Genomic DNA, 14,959 nt, shown 5'->3' with positions numbered 1-14,959 from the left:
TTTGATGCTTTTATGACGGTATGTTGTCATCTACCGCTAGGACTTGAATGCCTTCTCCAAAGCCGCTGAGCGAATCCTCAGAATCTTCTATCGAATCAATTGAGATAGCTAAAATTCGCATGGATGGCGGAACTCAGCCTCGCTCAAAGCTTTACGAAGAGGTGGTAGCAGACTATGCCGAGGACATGAAGCAAGGAGCTACTTTTCCCCCAGTCGTAATTTACTATGACGGTAAGGACTATTGGTTAGCTGATGGATTTCATAGGGTCCGGGCTAAAGAAGCCATTGACGAGAAGGAAATTTCTGCGGAAGTCTTTCCCGGAGAACTGCGAGATGCCGTTCTGCACTCAGTAGGGGCCAATGCAGCACATGGCCTAAGAAGAACGAACGCAGATAAAAGACGTGCTGTTAATAGACTGGTGCGCGACCGTGAATGGAAAAAGTGGAGTGACCGAGAGATTGGAAGACGTTGCGGAGTAAGCGGTAAATTTGTTGGAACGGTAAGACGCGAGTTGTCTGCTACCTATTCTCAGATAGATAGTGATGGACTAGATGAGATAGATCCTAATACCCGAATGGCTATTAGAGGCGGCACTACTTTTGAGATGGACACAACAAATATCCGAAACAGACCACAGTCGGAAGAGGGAAAAATACCTAAACGAAAACGCACAAAGAAGAAAACAGCTACTCCAAAAATCGCTGAAACTCAACCTGGGAAAGTTAACAAAGGTGATGTCTGGAAGCTTGGCAAGTCACATTATTTATTTTGTGGCGATCCTCCTTCTATGAAATTTCAAAAACTCTTGCCTCCTGAGATTGGAGTGTTTTTAGTCTTTTTAGAATCACGAGATCAATGGCCTCCTGCAATTCCTGAAAATGCTATGAATGCCTTGTCTTTTTATACATCGCATGGAGAGGACTTTCACTTAGAGACATTAAGAGCGATTACAGAAAACTGCTTGTCTGGGACAACAGATGCAAACGATCCTGTAGTTATGATTAACCTGATCGATCCATCTCTTTTTATCTTGATAGATGAACTGGAATGCCCCTGTTACTGTGCTGAACCTGATCCCTTGCGTTGCTCGGATGCCCTCATTGCATGGTCTGTTACCAATCAGCCGTTTAAGAAGTTATAGGTTTTTGTTGGACCAAGACCTAGCTTTTGACCTAGCATTTCAAAATAAATCCTCATGACATAGCATTGACATAGCTTTTTATTTTTCTACAATCTTCAGTATTTTTAAGATTCCAGAGTCAGACCTAGCTTTTGACCTAGCATTTAGGATATTTATATTAACCAGATAAAAAACTTAGGTCTTAGAACCGAAAGGGATACAGAATATTTCTAAAGATTTACGACTATAAACCCTTTGAAAAAAACCGATATAGACGTGACATAGCATCAAAAAGTCGCTATGGGCGTAAGCAAAGGATCGGGGATGCATGGCTCAAAGAAAAACGGGTCAAGGACAATAGATCCTGTACCCGAACCAAAAAACTATCATGACCCTACCATCGCAATTGCTAACCGTGCTAGCCCATGACGAATTTCTAGAACAAACTGAAGCACTCAAAGTATCAACCAGCCTGAGTCAGATGGTTTATATCGTTCTGCAAATGGGCTTGTTTCTAGCTCGCTGTCTTCTGGAGGATGAACTCTCAAGGCGCGCGAAAGCAGTATTTGTATGGCCTGTATGTACTACCTGCGGAACCCGCTTACATTCGAAGGGATGGGAATCTCGTCAGATGCAGACACTGGTAGGCACTATCTCTTGAAAGCGACGGGTGGGCCGTTGTCCCAAAGGATGTCCAGGCAGTCTGTTGACTCCCCTGGATCAAGCCATTGGGATTGCCCCCTATCAGCACAGCAGCGAAGAACTGGTGCGTCTGGGCTGCTTGTTGAGTCTGTTCATGCCCTATGAACTGGCCAGTTGGATGCTGGGTCAGTGGAGTGGTCTATCCGTGAGTCCATCCAGTTTGTGGAACTGGGTGCAATCCGTGGGTAACAAAGCTCAGCAGGAATTAGAAGCTCAACTCAACGCTCAATCATCAGGGACTCAGGCCCCTTGTGAAGCGATTTCAGAGATGTTATCTGCTCTACCTTTGGCCATTGCCGCCGATGGTGTGATGGTCCCCTTTCGCCCCACCCCGAACTCACCCAAGGGAAAAATCCAGTGGCGAGAAGTCAAAGTCGCCATCTTAGCTCGCCTGGGAACACGGGTTACCCGAGCTAAAAAGGAGGTCCCCCAATTACTGCGTCGAAGACTGGTGGCAGTATTGGGCGATATCGACCAGTTCATCCCTTTACTTCAACTCGAAGCTCACAAACAAGACTTTGAATCTGCTCCAAAAGTCATCTGGCTCAGTGATGGGGGACGAGGCTTCTGGCGAGTCTATCGCACCTTGTTCTCTCATTGTGCTGTGGCAGTCCTCGACTTTTTTCATTCAGCAGGCCATCTGGCACGAGCAACTAAAGCGATGTTTGGAGATGCCCGCTCTGCTCAAGCCCAAGCCTGGTTCCGGCACTGGCGACACCAATTGCGACACGGGCAACACCTACTTGTATTACGGTCCTTGACGATATTGATTCACTCACAACTGTTAACGGGAAAGTCTTTTTCAACGTTGCTCCAGGTGCAGGCTTATTTCCAACGCCATCATAACCACATCCGTTATCGGCACTTTGAACAGCAACAGATTCCTCTCGGGTCAGGAATGGTTGAAAGTGCATGCAAGTGGTTGATTCAGCAGCGCTTTAAGGGAGTTGGCATGCGCTGGAGTGAGGATGGTTTCAACCATTTACTGATCTTGAGAATTGCCTGGGTCAATGAACGGTTTGACTCCTTATTCCCAGAGGTGACCATTCCGAAAACTAAGGCATCCCCGATCCGCTAAATACGCCCAGTCGCTATCAATTTCTACCTGACTCAGCAGGTACTGCGAATTTTATGTTTTGACTTTCTGGCATTCAGATTTTGTTGTAGGATCACGATAAGCACTTTCTAATTCCAGGGTATCTTTTTTAGTCAGTCCCTGATTCCTGGCTCCTAGCCACGAGACCTGTGCTATCAAACCCCATTTGAGTTTCGCTTAGTTTTCCCTGTGATCAGCAGTAGCAACAGCTATCGCGGTCCTAGATCTTGCTTAAGTGCCAACTTAAGAGACAATTCTTGACACTTCCCCACTCGTTTTGGGCTGTGTGTCTCCCCAACTAAATTGCCTGAATGCTTGATCGATCAAGCGTTTCAGTGTATTTAAAGTCTAATACTAAAAAAGATTGAGGAGGTGACATATGAGATAACTAACCCTTTAAACGACCAAACCCCAACTGAGAACAGAAGGGGAGGAAGTCGTACCTATTTCATTTTCGGTAGGGCAGGAACCTATAGCTTGTTTGGCGACTGGCGTTTTGGTTTCCTGGGCTTTGTTGTGCCTTGATTTTAAACCTAAGTTGTCTTAAATGGCAACCGTGTCTTAAATCTATGCGTGGCTTCCCTATCGCCGCACACCTATAGGGAGGTTGCCGTGAACGCGGAACCCGCATATATGGGGCACGAGGATAGATCTCGTGTACCTCATCGACGCCCACAAGACCCTTTACCCGCTGATCCAGTGGGTAAGCATTTGGCTACCTTATTCCCCAACGGTTGGGACTGGATCTTTGCCTCTGCCCCAGAGCCAGGAGATCCAGTAGATTGGGCAACTATCAAGAAATTCCCCCTCTCCCCCGTGGAGATGTGGAGTCATCACCAAGACCCTGAGTGCCTGATCGGAGTTAGGCCCAGTGCCCAAACCCGTTGGCTCGTCCTCGACATCGACAAAGACAGTCGCTATCACCCAGCCAGCGATCCTCAATGGCTACCTCAGATACGCCATGCCCTAGAAGACATTGGTATTTGCCGCTCACTCCTTTGCCAAAGTAGCCACAGTAGTGGACTCCATCTATACCTCCCCCTCCCTGAAACCGTCAGCAGCTTTTGGCTGAGCAACTGCATCAAGCTCAACCTAGAAGCCATCGGCATCAAGTTCTATGGAGGGCAGTGCGAACTCTACCCCAACCCCAAACGGTATGTACCCAAAGGCAAAGGCTTTAGTCTCTTTGCCGCCTTCCGACTCCCCATGCAGCCTGGAAGCGGCTTCCATCCCCTCGACGCCGATCTAACTCCTCTACCCTGGTCCCTGGAACATTGGCTTGACGCCTTCGAGCTATGCGCCGATGGCCAGGACATGGGGCGTCTCCATCATGCGATCTCAGATGCACAACAGAACTTCAAAGTCCGTAAATCAGGCCATGCCAGCTCCCTCGCCACCTGGCAAGAGCGGATCCATGAAGAGAAAACCCAAGGCTGGACAGGCCCAGGCCAAACCAACGAGAAACTAAAGATCCTCGCCTGCGAAGCCCGTGTATTTATGGGCATGGACTCCGAAGACCAGATAGCAGAATACGTATGCCAAACTGCCCAGAACACCCCCGGCTTCTATGAGCATTGCCGCCACCAGCATGAGATAGAGCGTCGTAGTCATGAAGTCGCAATCTGGGCCATGCGGTATTACTGGCCCACCGGCACAGCTCCCACCAGAGAAGCCAAGTACCACGACAAACAAATTGCTCCCGCAGACTTCGGATACCACCAAAGCAAGCGAGAAGCCGCCCAAACTCGGATCAAAAAAGCAGTCTTAGAACTGAAGCGAGTCGATAAATTTCCCCCTGGAATTACCGCTCGTGCCCAAGCCATCTCAAAGCTAGCCCACTGTAGCCAGAAAACCTTATACAGACGGTCAAACAAGGAATTATGGCATCCACATCATTTAGTTGAAGAAACTCCTCAGAAACCCCCAGAACCCATACAGGAAGGGGAAATTACACAACAAGGGTCAAACAATCATTACCTTGTAAACCAGCGAAAGCTGGAACTACTGATATTAAAGGATCTTTTACAACTCTATATAAATGTAGGGTTTGTAATAACAACGATGAAGATCCAAGCCACCGTCACCCTGGCCCTCAAAGGCCAAAGGGTGGCGAAAGTGGCGCTTACAGATTCCGAAGTCCCAGATCAGGGGGGTTTGGGGGGAAATTCTAAGGTCGTTCCCATTCAAAATTGGGATCAGTTGAAACTCTCTTTACCACCGGGATTACAGAACAAAATTGGTAAAGCCAAGCAGCAACAGCGACGACAACAGGAAGTGGTACAGCTGCGCCAGCAGAGGAAGAAACAAAGAAGGCAATCCCCAGTTGAACCTGTGAGTTTGGTCCCAGAACCATCCCCACAAAACCTGAACTTAGAACAGCTTCCCTTGAAACTGCTTGAGACTCAGGAACCCACACAGGAAAGGATTGTACGTCAAAGTGAACAACAAGAATTTGATACTTGGTATCGAGCAGCTCAACGATGCAGGCTAGTCACTGACTACTCCTGGAGAGAAGGAGAGTACTGGGTACTGACAGAAGAACAATGGCAACCCTATGCAGAAATAGCTGCTGTGTTCACCTTGAAATCGATGAATAGATTGTTTGGAATCTCGATGGATATTGAAAGGGATAGTGATGGCAAATGAATAGATTTTTATTCTTTAAAATCAATATTTTAGAGAATAAGCATTTCATTGACCTTCTATAGAAATTATTAAAGGCTATAGAGTCAGTAAGGTGATTGACTCTATAGCCTTGGGAAGGTGCTGGAACTGTTGTATTCGCTAAGCTGCCTAATCCTGGAAAGCATAGCGTGGAGGCTGTTTAAGGAATGGGTCGTTCTGGCTAGCATGAATAGTGTTGTTCATTGTAAACGACTGTAACAGCTAGCTTTGACGTATTTCGCTGGATAGAGTTAGAGTACTTGCAAGTGAATTAAATTAAGGTTTCAAGGCCAAAGTTTTTAAGTTCTGTTCTTCTACTATTTTTAAAAGAAAAAGGCAAGGGCAATCCTTTGCTGAATCGTCTTTTAAACAGTTGATTCTTAACAGGGTTCCCTGACAGGAGTCCTGCTCATTTCTGTTTTTTACAGAAATATTTTCTAGTTAAAATTGCAAACCACGGCCTGCCCATCTTGCAAACGTTCAAGCCGTGATTCTTGACTCCCTGACAGGAGTACTTACTATGGTATCTACAAATATTGTTCCGGGTAACCCCCCTGGCCAGGGGCAGCGCAAGAAAAATGAAGCTGTAATATGCTTTGGAACTCCATTCTGTTAAAAGGGTTTCCCCATGGCTACAGGATTCAGCAAGCCTCCTTCCTCACCAGCTTCCACTGACTCATCCTCGTCACTCCTGCCTGCCAGTGATTGCGATCAGGCTTATCAACAATTGTCCGAGTGTTTTGAAGATTTGCCTGATCCACGTGGAGGCCAAGGTGTCCAGCATCCGTTTGTCAGCATCGTCGTGATTGGACTATTGGCAAGTTTAGGTGGCGCACAAGGGTGGGAAGACATTGAAACCTATGGTCTAAGCCATCAAGATTGGTTGTCGAGTTTTCTGAGGCTACCGTCCGGGATACCGACAGCAGACACCTATCGACGAGTGTTTGAGCGTATTTGCCCCTCCGCTTTTGAGCGGAGTTTCAATCACTGGTTGGATCAGGTAGTGACAACCCTCGGCGCTCAAGTGATACCGATTGACGGCAAACAACTCAGAGGTTCCTATGATCGCAATCAAGACCAATCCGCATTGCATCTGGTCAGTGCTTGGGCCAGTGAGTATCGGTTATTTCTAGGACAGGTCAAAGTTGCAGACAAGAGTAACGAAATTACCGCTATTCCAGCACTGCTAGAGCTATTAGACATTGCCGGGTGCATTATTACCATTGATGCAATGGGAACTCAGCACGAGATTGCCCGCCACATTCAAGCTAAAGAGGCTGACTATGTGCTGGCCCTCAAGGAGAATCATCCCACGCTGTTTGAGCAGGTTGAGCAATGGTTTGAAACGGCTGAAGCGAATGAGTTTAAGTGCATTGAGCACAGCTATGATGCCCGGGTGGAAGCAGGGCACCATCGTCGCGAGAAACGACAAGTTTGGGCCGTGTCCCTTCAACAGATGGGTCCTCTCTACAAGCAGGCGCAGTGGAAGGGCTTGCAAACCATCGTCAAGGTCGCTCGGACCCGCCACTTGTGGAACAAAACCACCTATGAGGTGATGTTTTATATCAGCTCTCTACCGCCAAATGCTCAGCAGTTGGGCAAAGCCATCCGCCAGCATTGGTCGATTGAGAACCAACTCCACTGGGTCTTAGATGTGACCTTTGGCGAAGATGCTAGCCGCATTCGCACAGGACATGCACCGGAAAACATGGCCATCCTGAGGCGCTGGAGCATCAACCTTCTCAATCAAGAAACGTCCTTTAAGAAAAGTACCCGTCAAAAACTAAAACGGGCGAGCATGGATGAAGCGTATATGCTCAAAGTTCTAGGCGCTTCTATTCCTTTACAGTCTAGCCTTTCAGAGGCTTGATTTTCTTGCGCTTACCCTGCCCCCCTGGCGATGATAGTGACCCCCAAAGTGCTGCTCAGCTAGATCCATCGGTAGTTCAGGAATACCGAGATATATACCTTCAAGCTGCTTGTAAGGTTCAAAGTTTATTATCAATGGCACTGACTTATACCTATGAAGCTCTGTATAGGCTGGGTTGTGATCATCCACCGTTGAGCAATCGTATTGATGTTTTTGTGAGTTATGAACTGCGATTGCATGGTTATGCCATAAGAGATCAGGTGAATATTCTTCTCTATGGGCCTTACGTCCAATCCCAGATGTTGCACCACCATCTTGCGGAAAGTGGTGCAAGACAGTTTATTAACCAGCGATTGGAGATTGCTCCATTAGCTCCACGGTCTTTGGGGCTAACACAAGCTGAAGTATTTGATACTGCTGCATAGTTTCTCTTGGCAATGATGGGGCTCTGATTTCCGTAATTTCTACCTCTGCCCCCATTTCATCTATGAATTCCTGAATCGCTAGATTGCGATTAGACAGGGCTTTTAAGTTGCCAAGAATATTCAGTACAGAGCTAGCTCTATTCCAATTTGAGGATGGTTCAGCGAAAGCTGTTCAAACCTGATCGATTAAATACCGATTTCTTACATACTCCCGCACCTTCATTAGGGGTTTGGAAAACGATGATCACTATTTCTATTGCAACAACACCGTTGAACCGCTGCCACTTCTCCGACGACAGGAAAGGGTGAGCGACATGTATTCAAATCAATTACATCAAGGACTTTGCTTTGATGCTTCCGTGAGTGCAGCTATTGAACGCACTTCTAGACTATCCCCTGAATTAGAATCAGCTTTGATACTGAGGGCCAAGCAGGGTGACCACGAGGCACGTCAACAGATTATCTCTGCTAACCTTGCTTGGATCAGCGCCGTGGGAGGTCGTTCTTCTGGCAGAGGTTTGGAAGATGATGAGCTGTTGTCAGCAGGCGTCATCGGTCTGAACGAGGCGATAGATCGTTGGGATCCTGAGCAGCAATCGAACATACGCACCTACGGACAATTTTGGATTCGCAAATTTCAGAGTGAATCACTATTTCAGACCGATACTATCCGCATCCCTAAGTCAGCCCATGAGCAGCTGGCGAAACTCAGAAAAGCCCAAAGAGTGTTAGGCCAAGAGGCGACTGTTTCTGAAATAGCGGAATATACTCAACTTCGTGAAAAACGCATTCTTGAACTCCAGTCAATTTCGCAACCCACCTCCTTAAACGTAGGTATTGGAGCAGAGGGGCATACAGAGTTACTGGACCTACAGGCCGATGAGTCTTGTGAGGGTAGCGATCTACCTTTATCTCCCGAACTAAAGAACTTGGTCCAGCGTCTGAATCCACGGCAACAAGAAGTGATTCGTCTTCGATTTTTGGAAGGATGGACCTTTAAGGATATTGGTGGGTTTTTCAGTTTAACTAGCCAAAGAATCCAGCAAATCTGCAAAGCAGCATTGGAGAAGCTTAAAGGGTGGCTCGTCGGTGGAATTGATGAGCCAGTAGTAGAGTCGGCCCCAGTACCTCAACGATGGCAGCATTATGTGTTTGCCAAAGTTTTGCTTGCGACTGAGTTCTGCTGTAAAAGCCTGAAGCGCCAATTTCAGAAGTGTTTCAATCGTTTTCTAATTCCCTTACATCTTCCCTTTCATCCCCTTAAAAAAAATACTGATACCAAGTTGTACCTGAAAGTGTAACTCTCAAATTCGTGCAACCCAATACTGAATTGGCTTAGCAAATAATCAAAATTACACTCTTAGGTGCTGATTGGTATGACTCATTCTCAAAGTCAGCATCTCAGTCAGCAATCCCCGAACAAGTCCATGCTGAAATCCTTCACCATCACATTGACTCAGGAGGGTTAAGGGATGGGCCGAAAGGTAGGGCTCAACGCATGGAGAATTGGCCTAGATCGACTCGTGGACGTGAGCAGCATCGATGTCGGGGAGAAACCAGAGTTCATTCCCGAAAGAAGAAAGTCAGACTGAAGGTTTTTCCTACGCTTTCTGTAGGGAGATTTGATCTGATTTTGGCTAATAAATTCAAGCTAAAAATTGAATATCGAAATTCAATTAGACCATTTTCAAGAAATTAAGTTTTTCTTGTTTAAGTAGCTTTTTGCAAGGAGTTTAGATATTTGAAATGATTGCATAGGCTGAGAAACTAGTATTTTTTTCTAGTTCTTTTGTCTTTGTCATCTCATTTGTTGACTAATTATTTCTCGTCGTTTATTTCGAGTTATTGACATGTACAAAGCCATCCCTCTCGCATTACTGATAGCTACAGTTCCTGGGATAGTCCAAGCCCAATCCCAAGATTTTCCGACTATTGAAGTTGCTCCAAAGCATGGGCACACTTTTTACTTCAATAATGAAGATGCTGTCGTTGTAGAAGCTTGGCCTGGAGCCTTCGATGCGTTTGATTTTGGAGAACGCCCTAAAATCCCTAGCGCGAAGTTTATTTTTGTCAATTTAAAGCCTAAAGGCGATATCGATAATAGCACCACGTTAACAGTGATCTACCGGGTTGGCGGTAAGGAGAAAACCAAAACATTCCTCCTAAAGAAGACCAAAGGTATTCCGAGTCGTTTTAGTACTGCTATTGATGGGTCACCCTCCATTAAAGCTGCCCAACCTCAGCCCGTTCAGCCCGTCATGGCCACAAACGTCTTTTCTCCTCCAACTAGGCTCGACAAGCAGATCAAAAAAGAGAAGAAAGGCAAGAAACCTAAGAAATTAAAGGTTTCTAGTGAGTTTAGCAACGCTTTTTCATCGGGAGGTGTTGCATCCAAACCAGTCGAAGAATCCAAGCCAGTTAAAGAGTCTAAGCCTGCACCTGAAGAGACAGAAGACTCTGACGGTCCCGATCCAGTTGAGCCAACGTCTGAAGACAAGGCTGAAGAACCTCCGTCTGAGCCATTGCCCCTGATCCGCGCACCGAAGACCCCCCAGGCTAAGGCAACGATTGAGACGCCGACAGAGAAGCAACTGATCGAGCGATCTAGCCTCGATAACTATGGGATCGCTAACTATCTCCTTCAAGGCTTATACCAGGCAGAGAGACTGAAGCAAATTAACTCCAGCAAACCTCAATTTGGACAAACTCACTCATTGGCAAAACTGTTACGAGGGCGTCGTGGAAAGGATCAAACGGTTCAGGAATTTGTTGAGAATGCGTTGAAGGAATCGCGTCTACCCCCTGAAACCTTTGACAATCTCCTAGGGCATGGAGGAGTCGGCAAATGATCAAGCCCATCTACCTGATCTATCTATTCGCTCAGATTGGCCGTAAACGATCAAGGCTGTGATAAGACGCCAACTACACTCATAACTTATACATAGATAGCTTTTCAGAAATTTTCAATAATCTGACTCTACTAAAAATAGATCCAACATCTGATCGCTGTGATGACCAAAATTGGTAGATATAATAAGTACACTTATACTAAATGGCGGGAAATCGCAGCTTAGTTTGTTTATGGCCGATTAGTAAGGAGTGCTTGGAGAAGTTGGAGGATAGAAAACTCTATCGTTTTGAGTGTCAGCGAAAAGGAGTCATGGTCACGGTGGTGGGTGTGGAAGCTGTTATGAGTGAAGCAGAGAAATCTGATCAGGTAATCTCATAGCCCTAAAACGATTGAGCTATGAGCGCTAATCCCCTTACTTCAAATTAGCTCTACCAGCGGTTACCACCACCACCACCTCTATTCTCACGGGGCTTTGCTTTATTCACTTTCAGGGTACGTCCCATCCATTCAGCACCGTCAAGTTCTTCAATAGCTTTGGCTTCCTCAGCATCATCACCCATTTCGACAAAGGCAAATCCACGTTTGCGTCCTGTTTCTCGGTCAGTGGGAAGCTTGGCACTTTTTACGGTTCCATATTCGGCAAAAGCGGTATTTAGGTCTTGCTCTGTAACGTCATAAGAGAGGTTACCAACGTAAATCGACATGAGGTGATATCCAAGATTAGTCATGATTATGCTACCCGATCCCTATTTCTTCTTTTGAGAGTAAAAGCAATCTTCATAGAGATCTCAGAATTGGAGGGTAGGATTTGAAGATGCCATGATCAAGGGTCTCCAGCCAGATAGTCATGACGTAAATATTTGTGGTGAAAGTGCTGTATCAGAGATTTTAGCTGAACACAACTCATTTGGAGTTCCCATGTCTTCTTCTTCAATAAACCAAGGTATTTTGGTCACCGTTATTTGTGAAGCGGTATTACAGCATCGTCTGATCCATTTACTCAATACATTAGATGCCTCTGGGTACACCATCATTCCAGCCCAGGGAGCAGGGAGTCATGGTCAGCGGATGGGGGATATTGCAGGATTTAATACCAATATTCAAGTGAAAACGATTGTATCTTCAGAGGTATCAGATCAATTACTCGAAGAGCTGAAGCAGTACCGTGGCTCTCATGCTCTGATTGCTTTTCGACAAAAAGTAGATGGATTATTTGATTAGGTTATTCTTCAATTTCTATCTATGCCCACTCCTCAGCCAACCTCCAGCCTGACCATCCACCTCACTCCTGAACCTTGGATTCCTCGCCTACCTTTATTCCAACGAAGACCCCGAAGACGCTCTGATCGACCTCCTAGATAGCGCCAGGAGCCGAGCTATCCACAGAGCTGAACAGCAAGTGAGGGTCTTGTACCCAGGTCAGGAGAAAGCCGAGGGTAGACAACTTAAACGATCAGTAGATCGACATAGGCTCTATCTATAAGTTGAGACTGTTCGATCCCAAGCTTATCCATGAGCAGGTGAGCTTCTTCAATCCCCGTCTCTGGTAACTCACCTTCTGCAAGTATCACTTCCAGTTCAAGAAAATGACCTAACCCTTCAACCTTATCCAGATGAACGCGGGTTCTACCAACGAGAAATAAGGTTCGCACCTTGCGGACACGACCAGCTTGACCATAGGCCAACGTCAGCGCTTCACGTAAGCTGTCTGGCGATGAAGTGGGTGAGATCAGGTAAAAGGATTCTTTTGGACCGGGTTGATCTTGGCGACGGTAGAAGATCAGCTTTCCTTCAGTTTTGGATAGTGATCGAAGCTTTAGCCTGCCATTCTCACACTGGAAAAAGGTATCGTCTTGCACAATCTCGATGGGTCCTTGATCGGCAAATTGAGCTACCAGTTTGGTGATGGTTTCAATGTTGTGGATGCGGGCCTTGATTTCAATGTTTCGAGCCATATGCGGGGAATCGAAGAAACTCTAGATGTGTTTACTGGTCTGTAATTGTTGGAGCGGATTGAGGAGATGGTGCGGCTGGGGTTGGAGCGGGAGAGGGTGGCGAGTGTTTGGGGTTGAGGGTTACCAAGTAATAGATTACCGAATAAGAAGCTATTGTAAGATTTGGGGCTATCTAAAAGATTCAACTAATAGTCGAGCATAGCGAATGATGAAATATTCACCCGATGACATCTGTACAGCAGCTAAGGCAATCCAACCCTATATTGCAGAACTCCTTGATGCTCCGGCTGCACAACGAATAGAAAGACAGTTAGAGGGACTACTATCTGAGTCTTCACTCCAACAAGGGAGCCATACACAGCTCTCCAGCCTTTTAGCTGAGAATGAACCCACCCGTGATTGGATCAGATTATATCTAGAAGAACAATATCCTGCTGAGGATATTCTTAAAGCCCTCAGAATTTATTATCCTCTTCCAGGGATCAAAAATTCTGTTGAAAGTCCCCGGTATGTCTGTCCCGTCGAAAAATGCCATCAAGATTGGTATCGCAAGAATCGAGAAGACGAAATTCCTGTCTGCCCAGTCCATGGCTTAAAACTCATGATCGATAGTTAGGTAAAGTGTCGATCCAGTAATCATTGAGTTCGATGGAAAACTACAGTAGATAGGGATCATAAATCGGTTATGAGGTCACTGGGTATGCTTCAATCATGTCTGAGAAGCCTAAGAGCCTAGTTGATATATAGATAGAAATAAATCACAAATGATTTGATTGTTTACATAGTTCTATCTATACTAAAAGGAATTCTATCAACTGTACGGATGCAATTATGAATTCTAAGCAGGTACATTTTGCCTGCTATAGCTTCAAGAACTACTTGCTTTTAGGGGAGGTAAGCATCTAAGAAATAAGTTCTAAGTAGATGCTTTCAAACTAGTTATTATTGGCACTCCTTCAAGATATTAAGAATATACAAAATGCTCTCATTTTTATAGATTTAGAAAGTTAATTCTGATCAGTATATTGAATTCTTTCTTAAGGTTTTCATACGGCAAAGTTTGAATCCATGAATAATCCTAGTCACCAACAGCATTCAATTTTAGTCGTTGATGATGAAACTTCGGTTCGACGAATATTATCAACCCGGCTAACTATGGTGGGCTATAAGGTCTTCACTGCTGCTGATGGCATAGAAGCACTAGAAGTTTTTGAGCATCAAGATCCCGACTTGATTGTACTAGATGTGATGATGCCGAAACTGGATGGTTATGGTGTTTGTCAAGCCGTCCGCAAAATATCGAGAATTCCGATTATTATGCTGACCGCTCTGTCAGGGACAGCAGATCGTATTACTGGCTTAGAAATGGGTGCTGATGATTATATGGTCAAGCCCTTTTCACCTAAAGAACTAGAATCTCGTGTTCGGGTTATTCTCCGCAGACTGGATGCTGTAAAAATATCGAAGTATCAAATCCCTGGTGTGATTGAGATTGGCTCACTCTACATTGATAGAAATAAACGGCAGATTTACCACGACCGAGCACGTCTCTTCTTCACCCAGATGGAATTTAGTTTATTGGAACTATTGGCTAGCCGACTTGGAGAAGCTGTTTCTCGTCAGGAGCTTTTACAGAAAGTATGGGGATATGGTGAAGAGTCCATAGTTGATACGCGAACAGTCGAGGTTCACATGTCACGTTTGCGTCATAAACTCAAAGAGAATCTAGGAGAATCAGTGATGATTCATACGATTCGTGGTGTAGGTTATGCACTGAAATATGATCAATCACAAATTTTGGCTGATCAGCAGGTCAGCTAGAACACCTGGTTGTTTCTGAAAACATCTCTAGGCAAGACTGGATTACGGTAGCGGGAACAGGGAAGCCTTTTGTGAGGGATGTTTTTTCTACTCCTGAATTTTGCTGGGAGTGCGCCGTTGAGATTGAGGACACGTTCGATATTTGGCAAGTGATTGAGCTGCGTCCTGGCGAGACGATGGAGCGGATTGAAGAGATGATCGGGGGGTGGTTGGAGCGGGAGAGAGTGATGCTGGTTTGGGGTCATTGAAGGGGAGACACTATTGGCGAATTATTTCGAAAGAATCAATTATCGTCTTAATGTGCTTTCAATAATCTGTACAGTGAGTCTAGTGAAAATTGAAGTATTCCAAACCGCTGATTAGCCTTTCGCGGTTCTTACCAAAAACACTCATTATATTTTCAAGCATGTCAGATAATAAACTCATCACCATTCGCCAGGGGCAGCGCAAGAAA

At 45.6% G+C, this 14,959-nt stretch carries 11 protein-coding genes and 2 pseudogenes; 11 read left to right on the top strand and 2 right to left on the bottom strand.

The window, feature by feature from the left end; translation table 11 throughout:
- Positions 1 to 47: 47 nt before the first annotated feature.
- From I1H34_RS30000 to I1H34_RS29965, 7 genes and pseudogenes are all read left to right on the top strand, one after another.
- Positions 48 to 1,142 carry a ParB N-terminal domain-containing protein gene (locus I1H34_RS30000; RefSeq protein ID WP_212666664.1) on the top strand — a complete coding sequence of 365 codons (1,095 nt, stop codon included), beginning with the start codon at positions 48 to 50 and terminating at the stop codon, positions 1,140 to 1,142.
- A gap of 367 nt (positions 1,143 to 1,509) precedes the next feature.
- A pseudogene (locus I1H34_RS29990) lies at positions 1,510 to 2,901 on the top strand (ISKra4 family transposase).
- 651 nt (positions 2,902 to 3,552) lie between these two features.
- A complete protein-coding gene (locus I1H34_RS29985) occupies positions 3,553 to 5,565 on the top strand; it encodes a bifunctional DNA primase/polymerase (RefSeq protein WP_212666968.1) in 2,013 nt (670 codons plus the stop codon).
- A 646-nt stretch (positions 5,566 to 6,211) separates the two neighbouring features.
- A complete protein-coding gene (locus I1H34_RS29980) occupies positions 6,212 to 7,453 on the top strand; it encodes an ISAs1 family transposase (RefSeq protein ID WP_249370321.1) in 1,242 nt (413 codons plus the stop codon).
- Positions 7,454 to 7,587: 134 nt separating this feature from the next.
- A complete protein-coding gene (locus tag I1H34_RS29975) occupies positions 7,588 to 7,878 on the top strand; it encodes a hypothetical protein (protein ID WP_249370320.1) in 291 nt (96 codons plus the stop codon).
- 314 nt (positions 7,879 to 8,192) lie between these two features.
- Complete coding sequence (locus tag I1H34_RS29970; protein ID WP_212666966.1) at positions 8,193 to 9,179, top strand: sigma-70 family RNA polymerase sigma factor; 987 nt, start codon at positions 8,193 to 8,195, stop codon at positions 9,177 to 9,179.
- A gap of 549 nt (positions 9,180 to 9,728) precedes the next feature.
- Positions 9,729 to 10,727, top strand: a complete 999-nt coding sequence (locus tag I1H34_RS29965; RefSeq protein ID WP_212666965.1) for a hypothetical protein — start codon at positions 9,729 to 9,731, stop codon at positions 10,725 to 10,727.
- Positions 10,728 to 11,157: 430 nt separating this feature from the next.
- On the opposite strand, the gene I1H34_RS29960 is transcribed toward I1H34_RS29965, so the two are convergent.
- Positions 11,158 to 11,433: an RNA recognition motif domain-containing protein gene (locus I1H34_RS29960; protein WP_212667117.1), complete on the bottom strand. Its 276-nt coding sequence runs from the start codon at positions 11,431 to 11,433 to the stop codon at positions 11,158 to 11,160.
- A gap of 214 nt (positions 11,434 to 11,647) precedes the next feature.
- On the opposite strand from I1H34_RS29960, the gene I1H34_RS29955 reads away from it, so the two are divergent.
- Positions 11,648 to 11,950, top strand: a complete 303-nt coding sequence (locus I1H34_RS29955; protein ID WP_212666964.1) for a DUF3240 family protein — start codon at positions 11,648 to 11,650, stop codon at positions 11,948 to 11,950.
- 224 nt (positions 11,951 to 12,174) lie between these two features.
- Here the strand turns inward: I1H34_RS29955 and I1H34_RS29950 are convergent, their stop codons facing one another.
- A complete protein-coding gene (locus I1H34_RS29950) occupies positions 12,175 to 12,684 on the bottom strand; it encodes a class IV adenylate cyclase (RefSeq protein WP_212666963.1) in 510 nt (169 codons plus the stop codon).
- Positions 12,685 to 12,889: 205 nt separating this feature from the next.
- Here I1H34_RS29950 and I1H34_RS29945 point away from each other — a divergent pair, with 205 nt between their 5' ends.
- From I1H34_RS29945 to I1H34_RS29935, 3 genes and pseudogenes are all read left to right on the top strand, one after another.
- Positions 12,890 to 13,300 (top strand): hypothetical protein, encoded by a 411-nt coding sequence (locus tag I1H34_RS29945; RefSeq protein ID WP_235111953.1) that lies wholly within the window; start codon positions 12,890 to 12,892, stop codon positions 13,298 to 13,300.
- A 452-nt stretch (positions 13,301 to 13,752) separates the two neighbouring features.
- Positions 13,753 to 14,505, top strand: a complete 753-nt coding sequence (rpaB, locus tag I1H34_RS29940) for a response regulator transcription factor RpaB (protein ID WP_212666962.1) — start codon at positions 13,753 to 13,755, stop codon at positions 14,503 to 14,505.
- Positions 14,496 to 14,753: pseudogene (locus I1H34_RS29935) on the top strand (hypothetical protein); the annotation flags it as partial. The gene rpaB and the pseudogene I1H34_RS29935, both read left to right, overlap by 10 nt.
- Positions 14,754 to 14,959: the final 206 nt, after the last annotated feature.

It is taken from the genome of Acaryochloris marina S15 (genome assembly GCF_018336915.1).
GTDB classification, from domain to species: Bacteria; Cyanobacteriota; Cyanobacteriia; order Thermosynechococcales; family Thermosynechococcaceae; genus Acaryochloris; species Acaryochloris marina_A.
Note: the sequence above shows the minus strand (reverse complement) of the source record. Positions and strands in the feature narration are given on the sequence as shown.

Excerpts from the sequence above, each read along its gene's own strand:
- I1H34_RS29975 (WP_249370320.1), top strand. The coding sequence starts at position 7,588 with ATGGCACTGACTTATACCTATGAAGCTCTGTATAGGCTGGGTTGTGAT.
- I1H34_RS29985 (WP_212666968.1), top strand. The coding sequence starts at position 3,553 with ATGGGGCACGAGGATAGATCTCGTGTACCTCATCGACGCCCACAAGAC.
- I1H34_RS29945 (WP_235111953.1), top strand. The coding sequence starts at position 12,890 with ATGATGAAATATTCACCCGATGACATCTGTACAGCAGCTAAGGCAATC.
- I1H34_RS29970 (WP_212666966.1), top strand. The coding sequence starts at position 8,193 with ATGTATTCAAATCAATTACATCAAGGACTTTGCTTTGATGCTTCCGTG.
- I1H34_RS29965 (WP_212666965.1), top strand. The coding sequence starts at position 9,729 with ATGTACAAAGCCATCCCTCTCGCATTACTGATAGCTACAGTTCCTGGG.
- I1H34_RS29980 (WP_249370321.1), top strand. The coding sequence starts at position 6,212 with ATGGCTACAGGATTCAGCAAGCCTCCTTCCTCACCAGCTTCCACTGAC.
- I1H34_RS29955 (WP_212666964.1), top strand. The coding sequence starts at position 11,648 with ATGTCTTCTTCTTCAATAAACCAAGGTATTTTGGTCACCGTTATTTGT.
- I1H34_RS29950 (WP_212666963.1), bottom strand. The coding sequence starts at position 12,684 with ATGGCTCGAAACATTGAAATCAAGGCCCGCATCCACAACATTGAAACC.
- I1H34_RS30000 (WP_212666664.1), top strand. The coding sequence starts at position 48 with ATGCCTTCTCCAAAGCCGCTGAGCGAATCCTCAGAATCTTCTATCGAA.
- I1H34_RS29960 (WP_212667117.1), bottom strand. The coding sequence starts at position 11,433 with ATGTCGATTTACGTTGGTAACCTCTCTTATGACGTTACAGAGCAAGAC.
- rpaB (WP_212666962.1), top strand. The coding sequence starts at position 13,753 with ATGAATAATCCTAGTCACCAACAGCATTCAATTTTAGTCGTTGATGAT.